The 17,781-nt window shown below is 44.5% G+C and carries 7 protein-coding genes; 1 reads left to right on the forward strand and 6 read right to left on the reverse strand.

The window, feature by feature from the left end; genetic code table 11:
- Nucleotides 1-22 precede the first annotated feature (22 nt).
- From IFO66_RS09245 to asnA, 5 genes are all read right to left on the reverse strand, one after another.
- Nucleotides 23-3,871 (reverse strand): non-ribosomal peptide synthetase, encoded by a 3,849-nt coding sequence (locus IFO66_RS09245; protein ID WP_192024880.1) that lies wholly within the window; start codon nt 3,869-3,871, stop codon nt 23-25.
- Between the two features lie 36 nt (nt 3,872-3,907).
- Entirely contained in the window at nt 3,908-7,036 is a 3,129-nt protein-coding gene (locus tag IFO66_RS09250; RefSeq protein WP_192024881.1) for a cyclic peptide export ABC transporter, read from the reverse strand.
- Complete coding sequence (locus IFO66_RS09255; protein WP_192024882.1) at nt 7,029-8,273, reverse strand: macrolide family glycosyltransferase; 1,245 nt, start codon at nt 8,271-8,273, stop codon at nt 7,029-7,031. Before IFO66_RS09255 ends, IFO66_RS09250 begins: the two co-directional genes overlap by 8 nt.
- A gap of 70 nt (nt 8,274-8,343) precedes the next feature.
- Nucleotides 8,344-12,888, reverse strand: coding sequence for a non-ribosomal peptide synthetase (locus IFO66_RS09260; protein WP_192024883.1), 4,545 nt, complete (start codon nt 12,886-12,888; stop codon nt 8,344-8,346).
- 643 nt (nt 12,889-13,531) lie between these two features.
- Nucleotides 13,532-14,554 (reverse strand): aspartate--ammonia ligase, encoded by a 1,023-nt coding sequence (asnA, locus tag IFO66_RS09270; RefSeq protein WP_192024885.1) that lies wholly within the window; start codon nt 14,552-14,554, stop codon nt 13,532-13,534.
- A gap of 468 nt (nt 14,555-15,022) precedes the next feature.
- On the opposite strand from asnA, the gene IFO66_RS09275 reads away from it, so the two are divergent.
- Complete coding sequence (locus IFO66_RS09275; protein ID WP_192024886.1) at nt 15,023-16,273, forward strand: macrolide family glycosyltransferase; 1,251 nt, start codon at nt 15,023-15,025, stop codon at nt 16,271-16,273.
- 120 nt (nt 16,274-16,393) lie between these two features.
- Here the strand turns inward: IFO66_RS09275 and IFO66_RS09280 are convergent, their stop codons facing one another.
- On the reverse strand, nt 16,394-17,647 hold the full coding sequence (locus IFO66_RS09280; RefSeq protein WP_192024887.1) for an L-lactate MFS transporter: 1,254 nt from the start codon (nt 17,645-17,647) through the stop codon (nt 16,394-16,396).
- Between the last annotated feature and the right edge of the window lie 134 nt (nt 17,648-17,781).

Below are 17,781 nucleotides of genomic sequence, written 5' to 3' on the forward strand. Positions count from 1 at the left end.
TCACGATATTCCTTTCACGACATCACGACATGACATGACTCGCCGCCAATTGACGCAGCAGATCAACATAGCCGTTAGCCAGCATTTGAATGGCTTCTTTCTTCATTCGCTTGTCGTTGAATTTGATCGATATAGATAGTTGCTCTTCATCCTGATCGTCTATCCCCCAAGCCATATCGTAAGACTCTAACAAGGTCGAATCGATCTCGATGTCCTGCTGAAGGTAGACGAGCGGCAATATTTCATCCTCCGCCTTCTTCAACTGCTCGGATGCAATTGAACGAATTGCATAATGACCTACCGTACCGCTAACTTGTACTTGGTGTACATCGTGAAACAGCTCTTCAAACCCACTAATTTTCCCCATGTCAATCGACAGGGAGATTACCCGCTCCCCACCATCTTGCAAGCATTGAATGGAGGCATGAGGCTTCTCATTCCACTCGCTGAACAGATACATAACGATTCCTGCAAGAACATCAAACGATGACACCCGCGCATCCTCGGCTATCGCAATGACTTGTTCACGGAGATTGGATTGAAGGTGGAAACGGACAATTCCTACCCCAGTACCATGCCATTGACGATGGAACATATCTGCTGGCAGCTGTTGATATTCGATACGCCAAGCATCATCATCATGTTCACTACCCGATTGCCTTTCGTCTATCCATTTCGCTAATCTAGCGACCGTCGAATACGTGAACAAATCTACGATCTCGATTCCCCATGCGTACTCTTTCTCCAGCTTGGCATGCAATTGCATAAGCAAGATGGAATTGCCACCTAGGTCAAAGAAATGATCATGCAGTCCGACATGCTCCAGCTTCAGCACTTCTTGCCATACGCGACGAATGTTCTGCTCTGTCTCACTGGCATCGTGATCCGTCATCGAATTGCCTGCATGCTCATTAGGCAACCGCATAGAAACTTGCAATAAAGCTTTACGATCCAACTTGTTGTTCGATGTCGTCGGGATGTTCTCAATATGATAGAACGAAGCAGGAATCATAAAGGCTGGTAAACTTAGTGCCAGTGCCTCACGCAGCTCATTAGCGGTAATCGTCTCATTCGTCTTCACATAAGCAGCCAGCGACTTCATGCCATGTTCATCTTGATGTGCAAGTACAACTGCCCCGTCCACCGCTGGATGGGTCAGCAGACGATGCTCGATATCACCTAGCTCCACACGATAACCACGAATTTTCACTTGATGATCATTTCTGCCTACATACTGCAAGCTTCCATCCGACATCCACATCCCTACATCCCCGGTACGATACATGCGCTCATCCGCGTAGAATGGATCTACAGCAAAGTAGCGAGCGGTCAGTTCAGCTCTGTTCAAGTAGCCACGAGTTACACCCGCTCCAGCAATACATATTTCCCCAGGTACACCAATCGGCACAGGATGCCCGTAACGATCAAGCACATACACACGGTAATTGAGTATCGGTTTGCCTATCGGAATGCTTCCCCGGGCTAAATCAACAGACGAATACCGATGATAGGTCGCGCATACCGTTGCTTCTGTAGGACCATACGTGTTGTAAATATTCGCTTTGCCTGACAAAGACGATATATATTCGGGCTTCAATACGTCTCCACCACTAATAAAGGTTTTGACGCTATCCATGCCTTCCCGCGTATTTAGCTCATTCAGCAGCAACGGAGAGACGGAAATGAGCGTAATTTGATGGTTATCGATCAGTTGAATCAGCTTAGGAATGTCAATAACATCCATCTTGTTAGCTATCACAACATGACCGCCTGCGAGCAATACCGGATACGCTTCCTCGACGAATTGATCAAAGGAAAACGAAGCTTGCATCAAACATATATCGTTCTCGGTCAATTGAAACTCGTGTTGAAAGGCGTCCACATAAACTAGCACATTGCGATGCTCGACAACGACCCCTTTCGGCGTACCAGTCGTACCCGATGTATAGAGAATGTAAGCCGCGTCTCCCGACTTGTTCTTATGAGGGAGGTTGCTCTCTTCATTTCTCTGCTGCATCGATGACTGAGCACGATCATCGCTATGTCCATGTACATTTACAATCGTCCCGGTAAATGTAATAGAGTCCGGCAGCCGATCATCTGCAGCGACTAACTTCGTTGCTTGGCAATCTTCCAATATCTGATTGATCCGACCTGGTGCATACTCATAGTCGATAGGGACATAAGCTGCCCCCGTCTTTAGCACAGCCAATAAAGCAACAATGAGCTGCTCTGAGCGTTCAAGCCAGATGGCAATAGGTTCATCAACACATACACCAAGATCGCTCAGTCGGTGTGCAAGACGGTTCGCTGCCACATTTATTTCGGCAAATGTATAGCTCCGTTCCCCGCATCTAATGGCGATGCGATCAGGAAATTGTGCCACTATACGCTCAAACCGAGCCTGCACAATGTCAGCTTCTTCATACTCCGTGCTACTTGCAGACGCTGGTTTGGAGTTGAACGTATGCAGCAACTGTTCTCGCTCTTGTCCATTCAAGAGCCCAATCTCGCTTATAAGCAGCTCACTATTCTCACAAATCTGCTCTACGATTCGCTTATAGTGACCAGCTAGCCGCTCTACCATAGCCGCTGAGAAGCAGCTCGCATCATAAGCAAACTCCAACTCCATTTCCCCAGTACCAAGCATTTGCACACCAATTGTCATCCCGTAGTGTGTCGACTCTTCCATTGCGTAATGCTCGATTTGCAAAGCTCCCGTTTGCCCGATACTCGTATCTAGCGGATAATTTTCAATAACCATAATCGTGTTAAACAATGGCTCGTAATGATCCGCACCACTATAGGCATGAATATCGACTAGCGGTGTTAGCTCCGCATCTACTCTTCGCCTAACTTGTTCATCGACCGCTTTAACGACTTGACTGGCCAGCTCATCGGACTGCCAACGCATCCGAAGTGGAATCGTATTTATAAACAACCCGATCATCTCTTCCACACCAGCAAGTTCCGGGGGCCTGCCCGACACTGTTGTACCAAACAGCACATCTTCGGTTTGACAGTAGCGTCCGAGCAGCAAGCCCCAAGTGGTGTACAAGAGCGCGGCCAAGGTCACTTTATGTTGCTGTGCATATTGATGCATTTGTTGGGCCGTCTTGACAGAGACATCTAACTTATAGCGGGAGCCACTATGGCCAGTTCCGTCCCTATCATCTCGATCAAATAGCAGTTCTGACGGTTCTACTAATCGAGTCCGCTCTTGCCAATCAGCCAGCTCTTGCTCCCAATATTGCCGTTGTACCCCTTTGTCTTGACGCTGTTGCAGCTGTACATAGTGCTTAAATGGGGTTTTGATAGATTCGCTGTTGAACAGTACATCTGTTCCGTCACAGAACGCTTGATAAGCTTGCATAAACGCTTTGAGCAATATTCCGTTGCTCCAACCGTCGAATAAAATATGATGCCACGTTATTATCGTTTCGCTTGTTTCACTATCCAGCAAGCATAGTCCAATTCGAAGCGGTGAAACTCCAATGTCCAGCTCCTGATGACGATCTTTCTCTTTCAGCTCGGCAACAAGAGTCTCCGCATATGCTCTCGGATGAGAGGAGAAATCATGCACCTCAATCGGTATTTCCTTCTCTTTCAAAACGATTTGAACAGGCTTCTCCAGCTTCTCCCACCGATAGATCGTCCGCAGCACATCGTTGGCGCGAGCAACTGCTTGCCATGCCTTCTTGTATCGTTCAACCGAACAATTGCCTACTAGGCGCATCGAAAATTGCTGCGTGTAATGCCCCTTGTCTTTGTCGCTTCGATAATGGAACAGCAGACCTTCTTGCATCGGCGTCAACGCAATAATATCCTCGACATTTTCTCTATCCAATAGATTGGACTTCGTCTCTCCCATACAACCACATCCTCTCATGCTGGACCATTTACTCGTTCAACCTTTTTCAGAATTAACAAGTTCTCTATTCTCTTCGTTCTGCACGATTTGTACGACTTGCCCAAGCTCCATCTTGATTACTTGATCCGCCAAATGGAAATATCGATCATCATGTGTAATCGCAATGATGCATTTACCTCGCTGCTTCAACTCAGGCAATAACGTGTGATAGAAGAATGCTCGGTACTCCGGATCTTGATCCGCTGCCCATTCATCAAACAAGCAAATCGGTCGATCCTCCAAATAACTAATGAGCAGCGCCAGGCGCTTGCGTTGACCGGTTGACAATTTGGTCGTATTTAACGCGCCGTCACGGATTTCCACCTTATCCTGCAGATGAAGGACATTCAGGTAATAAGCGATTTCCGACTGTTTCGTGGAGTACGGAACACCATACAGCTTATCGAATAAATAAAAGTCGCTGAATATCGCTGAGAACTGCTGGCTAAGATCTCTTGGTGCGATAGACTGGTCATTGATCGTTATGCCACCCTGTACAGGCTCATAAAGCCCCGTAATTAATTTCGCCAAGGTCGATTTTCCACTGCCATTGCCCCCAGTAATGAAAGTAATCTCGCCTGTGCGGAATGAGCAATCAATCGGACCTACTGCAAATCGCTCTCCTTCACTATTTCCATAGTGATACTCGACTGCCTGCAGCTTAATCTCTACAGGCTCGTTATCTTCCAAGCTCGATGCTACTTGCTGCTTAGCTTCCTGAATGGAATCAAGCTCCTTCGATAGCTGGTTAATGCGATTCCAACTGATTCGCACGCGGAACAAGTTAGGGATCGTGCCGAGAATCCCGTGTACCGGTCCTGTCATATAGAGCAGGACGAATACGTAATTGCGCAGCGTACTCACCTTTAAGTCACTGAACAACAGCGGGAACAAGAAGACGACTGCACCAATGACGAATGTAAATAACAACTCTCCAATGACGTTTACATTGGCGAACTTGAGATCCCCACCAATCCGCTTTACACGATAGGTATGGCAGTTGTCCTGCATATCTTGTTGGAAATCTGTGCGCTTGTCTTTATTAAGGCTTAACTCTTTAACCCCACCTGTCAGATCGTTAATAAATCGGAAAAATACGTTCTGAATGTCACGTGTCTGCTCCCATAGCTGGTTGGCTTTTAACCCTATAAAATAATGCAAGCCAGCAGCCACTACGATAAATCCGATGGCCATGAGCACGCCCATCGGGCTAATCATGCCCATGTACACAAAGCAGCTGATCAAGGTTACTAAGCTAGTAGCTCCCGTGATCACAATATTGGAGAAGCCGGATATCGTCTCTGTATCGTTATTGAGTGAAGCAGGAATTTTACCTTCCTCTACCCCCTCGATTCTCTGATACGACGTATTTAATATTTTCCCAAGCAGTTCCATTCGTTTCTCATATACCATGTCATTTGCGATCCGTACCAATCGAGTACGAACCAACTTCTGCCCGAAGACGTAGATCGCGATACCGAGTACAAAATAGACAAACAACCCACTCTGAAACTTCTCAATATCCCGATTCAATGTTTCATTGACGATAAATATAATTAGGGCATTACCAAAGCCGCTTGCGACACTAAGCAGCGTAATCGCAAAAAAGGAGCGGTCATCGGATTTCGGAAATACGGTCGTAAACAGGAAGTAGATTCCGAACAGGAACATCGTTGTATACATGGAAAAAACAGCGTATGGAAGCGTATTAGGTGCCCAAACTTCGACAAATGGCCAGTTCACGCCCCAAAATAAAGTACTCGGAATTTGATAGAAACAGTAGGCAAGCCCTACCATAAATGCAGCGAATATCGAGAATCCGACAATCGTAGTCGTATGGCGACCAACATAGCTGCGAGTGCCTCGAACAGCCTGCCAGATGGCTTTACTCGTCAGCCATAGAACTAATAAGATAACGGGTGTCGTTAATAACAGCACGACAGAGGAAATCATATCGATACTTTTGTACATATCACTTCCAGGCTCAGGTACTTCCTTGTCATGCATCATGTTCATAATGCCTTGTGCCGTAGTGATGGTGTAGGGAGAATTCATGTTGGTAAGCACGGCTACGCCATATCCATCATGCGGACGAACTGCAAAGTAGGACGAATAATTGGGGTTAGCGCCTGCATGCGCTAGCATCCCCGTTCCATCCTGGTACACACTCCAACCGCCAGCGTAGGAAGAACCATCTCCAGCAGGTGATACAGAACGATCCGGTTCATGAGCGCGAACGAGCCATTTCTCAAAGCTTTTCGCTTCAGGAACCGTACCCATTTGAATTTTGAGCCATGTTGCCACATCTAGCGAATTGGAAATAACATAACCTGCTGGTGTGTTGCCTCTATACATAGGCGCATCATAAGCTGCTGCACGCAGCATGTTGTACTTGTAGCCTTGAGCCAGTTCTCCATTGGCTGCTGCTTCCTCACGGAACAAGTACGTGTCACTTAACTTCAGCGGAGCTAGTACATGCTGCTGGATATATGCCTCATAACTCATGCCTGATTGTTGTTGAATGATTAGGCCTAGCACATCATAGTTAATCGTTGCATACGAATACGTTTCACCAGGCTCATCGTCGAGCTTCTGCCCGATCTGAGTACGTACTGTGGCTTCAAGTGCTTGACCATCCTCAGCAATAGGAATATCACTGATACTTTTAAACGGGATGCCGCTTGTATGATACAGCAAATGCTTCAATCGGATAGGAGCAGGCTTGCCCTCATACGTAGTCTCCAACCAAGGGAGATACTTCGTTACTGGATCTTCTCGATTCACAAGTCCTTGCTCTTCCATTTGAATGTATGCTAATGCTGTGTAGGCCTTACTCGTAGAGCCAAGCTCAAACAATGTCTCTGGTCGAACAGGTAACTCTTTATCGACATCCGCGTAGCCAAACCCTTTTTGATAAACCGTTTCCCCACCTTTAACGATGACAACTGACATCCCAGGTATTTTTGATTTATCCATCATTTCTTCCACGTAAGCATCAATATTACTGATCGTTGTAGCACCAACTGTTGAAGCTGCTGTCGCAGCCGCTACACCTGAACCTACTGTGCTTACACTTAACATAACAATCAAACTTATCGATAATAGCAGCCGTTTTACATTACACATGGCACACCTTCTGCTTCGTAAATTGGATAATTTCATTAACGGCATGATCTAAGCCGCCAGTGGCCTCAAAGGACTGTTTGACACGCTTACAATTATCTCGATAACGTGTATTGGTTAAGATCTGCTCCACTGCGTCTCGCAGCTCGTCCGTACTCGGTTCATGATTGCGCATGTAGATGCCCGCACCTGACCGCTCAACCATTAATGCTCCCATAAATTCATCGAACACTTGAGGTAGAACAACCATAGGCACATGATTGCAAATCGATTCATAGATGCTGTTCGCTCCACCGTGTGTAACAAACGTATCGGCACGGCGTAAGAGCTCCAACTGTGGCACATAAGACCTAACAATAAAATTATCGGGAACAGCGCTGAATGCTGTTGGATCAGTATGCATGCCAATCGACATCACCACTTGATAGGGGCCATCGCGAAATGCTTGGAAGCAAGTCTCATACAGTTCGGACAAATCATTCAAGATTGTCCCAAAAGCAATGTAGACAAGTGGTCTATCATCCAATCGCTCGAAAGGGAAATCTAACGGCTCCGATCTAGGATAAATGTCGTAGCCAGCGAATAGATGGGTATCGTCGAACACTTCCTCATAGATCTGAAATTGGCGAGATGTGAATAATAGGTTTAACTTTTCTTTGCTGCAAAAAATATCATTCATCACATTAAGCGATGGCTCCCCATATTTGAGCGAAATAACACGTGCCAACTTGTCCAGCAGCTTGCGATACACATCATGCTTCCCTTTATGTTTGACATAGAGTGGATCGTCCGCTGCTAGGAGCACGTACTCCATAAAGAACGATGGGTCCTTCTGAGCCATCTCATCGATAAATGGAAAGTTGGCGAATACAGCGATCCCCGGAATTTGCAACTTAGCTGCGAGCTCCTTGCCCCACAAGCAAAAGCTGTCATGAATAATATAATCCGGCCGCAACTGAGTAACTTCTTCCTGAAGCTCCTCGACTAGTGTCCGGCATTTATCCATCAGAAAGTCTGCAAATATAAGAATCGTCTCGATGCCGGTGCCATTATGCCTTCCGAAGCTAAGTAAGCCTCGATAACTGCGAAATGAAGCTCCCGTTTGTTCAATTTTTTCACGAAATGGATCACTACAGTAATAAATGACCTCTTCGCCTCTCTCAACCAACTTGTGAATTAATCCTAGCGTTGGATTCACATGCCCGTGCAGATCAACTCCAAAAAATATGACTCTAGACATATAAGATTGTACGACCTCCTTTGAGATCTGGAATAACGAACTGGTGCAATCAAGCCGCCTTTATGCATGATTACAAAAATAAGCTGTCCAGTTCATCCTGAGAAATAGCAACTGTCTCGAAGTCAGACGGTGTATATTCCTTTATCTGCTTGCCGCAACAATGGTTGGTGATCAAGGTCAATGCTTCCCCATATGACTGCATAAACCTAGTAATGGTCTCATCTGTAAACTGATTCCGACTATAGGTAATGCTCATACGCAGCGATTCATTTATGATCATGGCTTGCACATCTAATAATGAAGTGAGCGCATTGTATTTACTTGTATCTAGACCACTGCTTTCCTTTGCTAACGTGAACCATGGATTGTCCCAAACACTGTCAAAGTCACCAAGAAAGTTAAATCGTATTAACTTTTTAGAATCGTAATTCGATATTAATTTCTTTTGGGCTTGAAGTACCCCGAAGCCAATTCCTTGGTCTGGTATTGTACGTAGTCTCTCCTTCGTCGTCTTTACTAGAGAAGCTAGTGAAGATACATCAGACCCGCAAGCGGGCATCGTTAGTTTCACCGGGTACATACTTGTAAACCAACCAACTGTTCTGGAAAGGTCAATCTCATCATGGAGCTGTGCTCGTCCGTGCGATTCCAATTCAACCACTGCTTCTTCCCTATCAAAGCAGCTATATATCGCATACGATAAGGCTGCTAGTAACAGTTCCAGCGGCTTGGTACTATAGGCTCGGTGACTCTCATACAATAGACTCTTCGTCTGCTCCACCGTCAGCCATTGCTCGATCGTATTAGCGCTGCTCATCCATGCTTCCCCATGCTGTAATTCAGTTGGAATGAACCTAATTTGTTCAATGGTAGATTGCCAGTCGTGAAGCTCTTGCTCTGCTATGGGATGATTCCATATATATTGGGACCACATTTGTAACGATGCTGTTTTGGATGGAAGCTGATACGCTTCTCCCCTAGAATGGCTATGAAGTGCTTCTGCCAGATCTTCCAGTAAAATACGCCATGATACACCATCCACAACGAGATGATGCGCAGTAATAAGCAATCTCTTCCCGTTACCGCCAAGATCGAATAAGCACATCCCAATCAGCAGTGTATCAAGTAAACGGAACTGGGATTTAAACGTTTCACATTGCTCAAGCATCCGTAGCTGTTGGGTTTGATTATCGGAATCGAACTCTGCTAGGGAAACGATCTGAACAAGTCTTGTCCGATCAGACTGACTCGAATAGGTTAATGTTCCAGTCTGTATATCTACTTGTAGACGCAGGCCATCATGGTGCTCTATAAGTTGTACGAGAATGGCTTCCAACACATCGAGGTCAATTTCTTGTTGCAATTCAAGTAATATGGATTGATGGTAATAGTCAGGTTCACGCAGTTGCTGCTGGAAGAACCAGTGAGCAATCGGCAGCGGTTCAAGCACTCCTTCACAACGTTCTTGTGAATAAACGTGTGAACGATGCAACGGTTGAATACGCAGCGCCATTTGCTCCAAAATTGGGTATTCCAATATATCTCTAACTTTGAGCGCGTATCCCGCTTTGTTCAATCTTGATGATAGTTGAATCGCTTTTATGGAATCCCCGCCTAGATCATAGAAATGATCCGTAATCCCAATCCGATTATGCTGTAACACACCGCTAACGATTTCGATCAATTTCGCTTCATTGCTACTTCGCGCTGATACATGCTCGTATTCCTGTGTTAAAGTAAAATCCGGTTCTGGAAGCAACGCGCGATTTACTTTGCCGTTAATCGTTAATGGAATCTCATCCAGTTCCACGAATATGGAAGGCACCATATACGAAGGCACTTGCACAGACAAGTATGATTTCAATTCTGAACTCGCAATCGAGCATTTCTTCACTATATATGCGCATAAGTATTTCCCAAGCGTCTCATTCTCACGGTCTATAACAACTGCATCTTGGATGACTTCATGCTGCATCATAACTTTTTCGATTTCACCTGTTTCAATGCGATAACCACGAATTTTCACTTGGTGGTCCACACGACCAACATATTCGATCTTGCCATCTTCAAGCCGCTTGACCAAATCACCCGTGCGATACATCCGCGTTCCTTCAACAAATGGATTGTTCAGAAAACGCTCCTTGGTCAGCTCTTCTCGATGAAGATATCCTCTAGCAACTCCGTCTCCAGCGATATATAATTCCCCGATTGCTCCTGCACCTACGGGATGCTGGTCAGGATCAAGGATGTAGAGCATGACATTGTGCGCAGGTACGCCAATAGGTACGGATACTTGCCGATCCTCACTGCTGTTGTATAGATGAATCATGCAACCTACTACCGTCTCGGTAGGACCATATTCATTGTAAATTTCTATGGATTGTCCAAATAAAGCGGTAATGTCTTTAGCTAAATCTGTCTTGAGATCTTCGCCCCCAACGATAAATCGTCTAACAGTCGAATGCTCATAATCTCGTTCTTTGAGTAATGCAAGATGTGCTGGCGTCAGTTTCACAATGGTTGAAGCGTTGTCATTTATAATTCGATATAAAATAAATTCATCGCCATCATCCCGGTATACACCAATTCGACCTCCGCATATAAGCGGCGTGAAAATAGAAGTTACTGTGAGATCGAATGCTAGTGAGGAATACAGCGGAAATGTCGGTATCTCGTCACGAACATATACGTTCTTCGCCCACCAGATGTAATTCGTTAATCCTCTATGCTCGATCATCGCTCCTTTAGGACGCCCCGTTGATCCAGATGTATAGATGACATAAGCGAGGTCAGTAGGTTCATGTACATGATCAACATTTGATGCATCCAACTTATCCAGCTCAAGACTATGATAGCTTTGTATTTCACCTGTAAACTCTGCTATAACTCCATCTGTCATGTTCGTAAGCACGAGCTGTGTGCGAGAATCTTCCAACATGTAACGAATCCGCTCTTCGGGATAGGCCGGATCAATGGGCAAGTATGCTCCACCTGCCTTCATCACTGCCAATATCGCTACGACGGAGTCGATAGAATGCTGCATCCATATTCCCACGATAGATTCCCTTGTTACTCCCTTAGCGCTCAAATAGCGCGCCAGTCTATTAGCTTGCTCGTTCAATTGCTGGTACGTCCACTGTTCTTGTTCATACGTGATTACGATTTCATTAGGTGTCCGTCTGACCTGCTCCTCAAATAGCTGGATGACCGATTGATCGGAAGGATACGGTACAACCGTTGCGTTGTAATCGTAAAGCTCTCGTGCTCGCTCCTGCCCTGTTAGTATGGATAATTCCTTAATAGCTGCCTGCGGTTTGTCTAACATTTGTTCGAAAATAAGGTGCATTCGTCTGGACATTTCTTCGATCTGATTGGCGTGGTACACATCGAGGCGGTAGTCAAAATCAAGTGTCAGGCCTTCGGATGCTGACCAGTCTTTAATGACGAGCTGAAGTTCATAGATTTGATGACCGTTGTAAAATTCAACATTTTCGATAGACATGCCATTCATCGTTGTAAGCAGCTTCGTATTGTAGTAGTTAATGCTCGTATGGAATAGCTGATCATATCCTTTTTTCTTCAGTTCCAGCTCCTGTACCAGCACATCGTACGGATATCGCTGATGGAAGTAACATTCCATCAATCCCTTCTGAGCCAGCTTAAGCGTCTCATCAATGCTCAAATCGACATCCAACTGCCATCGAAACGGCATCGTACTCGTGAACATCCCATACATCGACTTTTCCTTTTTGCCAGATCGATTCAGCACCGGCGTGCCGATAACGAGATCGCTTTGTTGAGTCGTTTTGTACGCATAGATCAGATTGGCGAGTACAAAAAATGTATTCACGGAAACCTTCGCTTCGCTTGTCATGGAATGAATACGCTGCGAGAGTCCTGCCTGAAGTTGTACAGAATAGCGCCTTCCCTCAGTGCTTGCAACAGACGATTGCGTTAAACTTTCCGGAAGCCACTGAAACTTCTCATGCCAGAATTGCTTGCTTTTCATACATCTCGGTGAGGTAAAATAATGATCGGCATCTTGCACGTAGTTGATATACGATGGCGGTTGTTGCTCATCTTCGAGACACTCGCCTTTCAGCAGCCTTGTGTAGTTCTCAGCAATTTGAGACGTTGTCAATTGATTCGACCAGCCATCGGAAATGATATGATGACACTTGACCAAGTAGCCATTATCCTCATCCGATATACGGAATAACGCAAAGTAGAAAAGCTTCGAGTTCAGTAACTGAAAGGGTCTCCCCGCCTCACGATGTACCCAGGACCAAAAAGCTGATTCTGCATCCGCTTCTTCGGAAAAATCTAAGAAATCCAACGGCTGCGCTTCGTACTCTGTAACGACCTGTGCGATCTGTGTTGCTTCCCCATCCTGCTCCACAAGCTCAATTCTCAAGCCATCATGCTGTTGAATAAGGGTGTGAATGGCTTGCTCCAACAAGCTAAAGTCAATCGCTCCCTTTATCCGAACGGGACCGCCTATGTTAGCGAATGATGTGCCCGGAAAGATCTGTTCCATGTACCAAATACGCTTTTGCGGATGGGTCAAAGAATACGTCGTATTGCTCGGAGCCTGAACCGATGTCGGTACGGTCATAACATTCCTCCAATTTCGTTCCATTTCATTTCGCCTCGACCGATTGCGTGTCCGCATGCTCCTGTCCTAGATCGACGAATAATGAAAGACGTGAATCTGAGTCATTCCTGAATCATTAAGTTGGTAAACAAGCTTATGTGAGATAGTCTAGGTTAGGTTGATTTCGTGAGCAGGGTTAGAAAATTGTGTCTAATAAAGTCGGAGATTGCAGGATGGAATATCGAATCATGGTGATTGAATTAGAAATACTTTATCAAAGCTCGTCAAATAAAGTCAACAAGACGAAAGTTGTGTTCGAAAAACGTTCACTTTGGGCGAAACTAGCATTCACAGTCCAATATTTGTATTTTTATGTCATTCTCGCTGCACGTGCTAATCATTGCCCGCTGCCGAGAAAACCGTTATGGTATCACCCTTTTTCTATTTATTCGATCGTAATTTTACGATTTACCGCTAACTATAAAACTCGTCTTATCACCTTCTAATTTATTGTAATAGCGAGGTGTTAATCCTTCCATTTGACTAGAATCATTCGAATCTTCTATCTTAAGTTTTGATAAAGTTATGTTAAAGTTTATGAAAACAACTGCCCCAAACATCATTGTCATAGGGCAGTTATCTCACCATTATTAACGGTATATTGTTAGCTAATGACGTTAAGTAACTCGATTTCACGTTCCCTGCATGCTTGTACCATTTCCTGCGGCCATACAGACATCTGCACCTGACCAATATGGAACTTGTGCAGGAGAAGCATAACAACACGAGATTGGCCAATCCCCCCACCCATTGTACAAGGGAGAGTGCCATTTAGAAGCATTTGATGAAAAGGTAGCTCTGTACGATTCTCACATCCACTATGTTGAAGTTGACGTTCAAGTGCGGCCTCATCTACACGAATACCCATAGAGGAAATTTCAACAGACGTTTCCATAACAGGATACCAGACGATAATATCTCCATTCAGCTGCCAATCGTCATAGTCTGGAGATCTGCCGTCATGCGGCTCGCCAGAAGCCAATTTACCTCCAATTTGCATAATAAAGACCGCACCCTTCTCTTTTGCGATCCGATGCTCACGCTCTTTCGGTGCCGTATCTACGCCATACAGATCTTCAAGCTCTTGCGACGTGATGAACGTTATTTCTTGTGGTAAGAAAGGCTTTAATGACGAATCCAGTTCTGCTACTTCCTCTTCTGTCATTTTAAGTGCCTCGTAGATTAGGAGGACCTTTTCTTTCAACGTTTCCAATGTTCGTTCTTGTCTATCGATAACCAGTTCCCAATCCCATTGATCAACATACAGCGAATGTAGTGAGCTGAGTACTTCGTCACGCCGGATCGCCCGCATATCCGCGTACAATCCTTCTCCCGGCTGCAAGTCATAATAGTGAGTAGCCATCCGCTTCCACTTAGCCAACGACTGGACAACCTCCAGCATCATTGGCGGGTAAGCAGCTGTATCGAACGCAACACATCTTTCCCATCCGTTCAAGTTATCATTGACGCCCGTGCTCCCCTCTACAAAAAGAGGCGCTGACACTTTCATCAAGTTCAACTTCTCGCTCAGCTTATGCTCGAACAAACTTTTTACTTTGTGAATCAACTTCTCAGTCGTCTTTTTCGATACGTTACTCTCCAGTTCGGTCCGTGCTTGAATAATCATTATAGATGCCCCCAAGCTTTCAACATTTTTTAATAGACTAAAGAACCTTCGAACTTCTAACAAAAGTAAGGCCAATGAGATAAATAGATAAGATAACTAGAGGAAATCTAACCTGTGTACAGTTTTATTTTGGAAGTGTTGTGTGCTGTGTGTTGTGTGTTGTGTGTTGTTAAATCATTGTGGAGAGTTCTAAAAGTAATACCGCTTTAAGTCAAATGGATGGAGCTAAGTGGAATAATGGTTTGCCTTAGTGTTATAGGTGCATCGTACACGCCTTTACAAGGAAAATCAATACACGATAACAACCTTTCGATAATTATTTCACTATCCATAATTACTTAAAGTGAACTTAAGGTTAAAGAAGAAGGAATTACCAATCATAAGTAGAAATTGTATTTGGACGTAGAAGACAGTGTATATTGCTTTGAACAAATATCCTAGTTAACAGATTTGAGAAGGAGGAGTGTAATGTCTAAGCTGATATATTTCGGGATCGATCTACACGGACATATCAATGTTTCACTGGGGTTGATACGGGCGCTTATTGAAAAGGGTGAGGAAGTACTATACTACTCCAGTAACGAGTTCCGTGAAAAAATTGAGGCAACCGGCGCTCAGTTTAGAAACTACGAGGATATGGGTGGATTCGAAATGCGAGAGGGAGATCGCGTCGATACATTTCTGCTATTCTCCCATTATATTTTAGATAAAAGCCGATCACTCGTAGAACGATTCAAAGATGAGGTTACGGCATGGAAACCTGATTACATCATTCATGATGCGTTTGCGTATTGGGGAAAAGAATTTGCCCAACTGCTTGGTATTCCTGGCATTTCCGCATTCGCCACGTTCGCATATATCGACGAAATGGCAGATTTTGATCCTAATTTCTTTATTTCTAACTTTATTCGGCCTGAAGAACATTCGGTTTATAAGAAATATAAGGAAGCTGATCTTTACCGAAGATTAGTTGATATGTCCTCCAAAACCATTGCATCGAAATACGGACTAAATAACGTGAATGTCATTAATGATATCTTGGGAAGCAAAGAGAAACTAAATATTATATATAGTTCCAAGTCCGTTTATTTATTCCCGGATGCGTTCGACGATAGCTATTTATTTGCTGGTTACTCGATCACTCCACGCACGGAGACAGTGGAATTCCCTTTCGATCAACTTGATGGCAGGCCGTTAATTTACATTTCCTTCGGTACGATTTTGAATGAATTGGAGAAGCTATTTCTGAACTGTTTCGAAGCTTTTGGACAATCGGATGTACAGGTAGTAATGTCAGTAGGCAATCGTTTGCGATTAGATGACATTACAGGCATCCCCGACAATTTTATCGTCCGCAACTACGTGCCGCAGCTTGATATACTGAAGCATGCAAGCGTGTTTATTAATCATGCAGGCACGAATAGCGTGTACGAAAGCATCTGCTTCGAGGTGCCACAGGTCGCCATACCGCAAGCGTTCGATGAATTTATGGGAGCTGAAATGGTAGAGCGGGCTGGAATCGGGGTTTACATAAGAAATATGGCTCCAACTACCGACGAACTGCGAGAAGCAGTGCAGCAAGTGCTGTCCGATTCGACTTACAAAGACCGCAGTACAACGATAAAAGCTAGTTTCAAGCCCTTGGATTATACAATCAATGAGATTGCCGCCTATGTGGAACGAGAACGCGCCGCATCAATAACAATACATTCCTCTTAGGTACCACTTACACGAAGAAATAGGCATCCTTTGCATATTTTATATGTGCAAAGGATGCCTATTTAACTTGCCAACACTCTTTTAGCGGTCTTTCTTATCGAATAAGGCATTCTACTGCGATTATCCCGCATTATAATGCGGTTTCAGTACAGACTCTTTGGTCTTGTTCGACTCGTTACGTTGACCAGGTGCTGTGATAAAAATAGCTATCAAGAAGGATATCATGCATAAAACCGCGATTACATTAAAGGTAACTTGGAAACCTCCAAACAAAACACTTAGGAACGAACCAGCCAAAGCACCTAAACCGAAACCTTGATAAATGATGCCGTAGTTTTTACTTTGATTCTTCAAACCGAAATAGTCAGCAACAATCGCTGGGAAGACCGTGATGTTACCACCAAAGCAAAATGCAATTACCCCGACACATATGAAAAAGATACCAGCGTTCAAAGTGGCGAAGCTTAACGTTAAGACTGAAAAAGCCGTTGCAAGCAGCGCACCCGCTACAACTTTCATACGTCCTACTTTATCCGACAATGCACCGAGAATGATACGGCCAGCTGTATTGAAAATCGCTACCATCGCTACAGCATTCGCTGCTGTACTAATATCAAGTCCAGCAAGCTGTACACCGATGTCTTTAACGATACCAATCAGATACAACCCACTCATACAAGCTGTGAATAGAATAACGAAGAGCATATATGCTTCTTTCGTACGCAGCATTTCTTTGACTGTATAGTTTTTTTGACTGTGCAATGGAGTATTGGTGTTTGCAGGTGTTTCCGTCATTACAGCTTCTTTAATTAAGAATGATCCGACAATTACCATTACCATCACGATCAATCCCCAGACTAAGAAAGCTTGGGAAACCCCCAACGTATTGATAAAATGTCCATTTATATATTTAAAGAGCAAGCTACCTGTCCCAAAAGCTCCCACGGATATCCCCGCTATTAGCCCTTTGCGTTCAGGAAACCATTTCATTAAATTCGATAGTGATGTAATATATGCTGTACCATCTGCAAAGCCAACAACTACACCAGCTAGTAAGTATAACATCCATAAAGATGAAACTTGCGAGCTAGCGATAAGCCCTGCACCGAGAACAGCACCTGAGATCATCGTCAGATTTCGGATACCGATACGATCCTGTATTCTACCAGCGAACAGTGTCGCAAATGCCAATGCGAAGCTGGTAATGGAGAACGTAATGGATACGGAGCTTAGCTCCCAGCCAAATTTGTCAGCTAGCGGTTGATTAAATAAACTCCACGTATATATGGTGCCCAATCCCATTTGAATAATGATCGTTCCAAGTACGATGATCCACCGATTTACCTTCGAATGAGCCGCTTGATGCATACTCATGATAAATCCCCTCTTTCCATTCTGCTATGACCAAGATGTGTGCGTTATCTGTAGTATCTGTAGGGAAGTGAAAGCCTCATACGCCTTGCTTCCACGCCTTTATCTTACAAGAGAGAACGCTTTCTTGATCCACG

The sequence above is a fragment of the Paenibacillus arenosi genome (genome assembly GCF_014841135.1).
GTDB classification, from domain to species: domain Bacteria; phylum Bacillota; class Bacilli; order Paenibacillales; family Paenibacillaceae; genus Paenibacillus_B; species Paenibacillus_B arenosi.

Excerpts from the sequence above, each read along its gene's own strand:
- asnA (WP_192024885.1), bottom strand. The coding sequence starts at position 14,554 with ATGATTATTCAAGCACGGACCGAACTGGAGAGTAACGTATCGAAAAAG.
- IFO66_RS09275 (WP_192024886.1), top strand. The coding sequence starts at position 15,023 with ATGTCTAAGCTGATATATTTCGGGATCGATCTACACGGACATATCAAT.
- IFO66_RS09280 (WP_192024887.1), bottom strand. The coding sequence starts at position 17,647 with ATGAGTATGCATCAAGCGGCTCATTCGAAGGTAAATCGGTGGATCATC.
- IFO66_RS09260 (WP_192024883.1), bottom strand. The coding sequence starts at position 12,888 with ATGACCGTACCGACATCGGTTCAGGCTCCGAGCAATACGACGTATTCT.
- IFO66_RS09250 (WP_192024881.1), bottom strand. The coding sequence starts at position 7,036 with ATGTGTAATGTAAAACGGCTGCTATTATCGATAAGTTTGATTGTTATG.
- IFO66_RS09255 (WP_192024882.1), bottom strand. The coding sequence starts at position 8,273 with ATGTCTAGAGTCATATTTTTTGGAGTTGATCTGCACGGGCATGTGAAT.
- IFO66_RS09245 (WP_192024880.1), bottom strand. The coding sequence starts at position 3,871 with ATGGGAGAGACGAAGTCCAATCTATTGGATAGAGAAAATGTCGAGGAT.